At 61.4% G+C, this 1,173-nt stretch carries 1 protein-coding gene; it reads left to right on the forward strand.

The features are described from left to right. A partial coding sequence (locus COY37_RS07045; protein ID WP_286976985.1) for a hypothetical protein occupies positions 1 to 1,173 on the forward strand: 1,173 nt, incomplete at both ends.

The following is a 1,173-nucleotide window of genomic DNA, read 5'->3' on the forward strand; positions in this document are numbered from 1 at the left end:
GGCAACACGGTCCAGAGTACTATCCAATATAATGTTGACCCGTCACTTAGCGATATCAAGGTCGATGTCGCAAGCACGGTTAACGCTTTTTCTAGCCTTATCGGTACATCTGCTACTATTAATCCTAGCGCGGATACGTTAACTGTTTCGGGATCGAGTATCTCCGACACCGCCGCCGCCCAGGGCACCTCCGACGTGCCCCTTGAGAAGCTTCTGCTTCACGCCTCCGCCGGTGACGGGGTAACCGTCACCGCGCTAAACATCGCCATCAACGGGCTCGCCTCGGATGTCTCATCCGTCGAGCTGGCCCGTGATATAGACGGCAACGATCGGATCGATGCGGGGGAAGCCTTTGCCTCGACCACGACCGCGGGCGGGTTTGCCCGCTTTGCGACGAGTCTCGCGGTCGCTTCAAACGCGACCGAGACGGTGCTTGTCGGGGTAAACATCCCGTTTAACGCAGGGGTGGGCAACACTGTAAGCGCGAGCGTCAGCTGGGCCGCGGACGCCTCAAGCGGCGTCGTCGTCGCCCAACCGGACGCGACGAACAACTTCGGGGCCCTTCTCGGCGCCACGGCAACCGTCGCCGACGCCCCCGATGTGGTCTCTCTTAGAACGACTTCTCCGGCGACGGCAACAGTTGCGCGCGCCTCGTCCGACAACCTCATCGAGCGCATCGACCTGTCGCTTGATAGCCCGAGCTACGACGCGGCCACCGTGACCGCGCTTGGCATCCAGAGAACCGGCACCGGCGCTGATTCGGATGTTTCCCAGGTCAAACTCTGGTTAGACGATAACCAAAACGGCAGCATCGATGCCACCGACACCCTCCTTGGATCGGGCGTCTTTAGCTCCGGGGCTTTGAACTTAAGCGTGTCCGTGCCGGTCGCCCAAGCAAGCCCCAAGAAACTTCTCGTGGGCTACTCGATCGCGGCCACCGCAACGGCCGGGGCGACCCTGGGTGCCGATGTGGCCGCAAGCGCGGCGGCTCCCGACTCGGTAAGCCTCATCGCGCCGACACAATCGAATACGCAGCAGATCGCCTACGCGGCGGATACGTTAACTGTTTCGGGATCGAGTATCTCCGACACCGCCGCCGCCCAGGGCTCGCAGGATGTCGTAGGACAGAAAATCCTGCTCCATGCCCCAATCGGGGATGGTGTTACAGTTACC

The sequence above is a fragment of the Candidatus Aquicultor secundus genome, from assembly GCF_002791875.1.
Taxonomy (GTDB): domain Bacteria; phylum Actinomycetota; class Aquicultoria; order Aquicultorales; family Aquicultoraceae; genus Aquicultor_A; species Aquicultor_A secundus.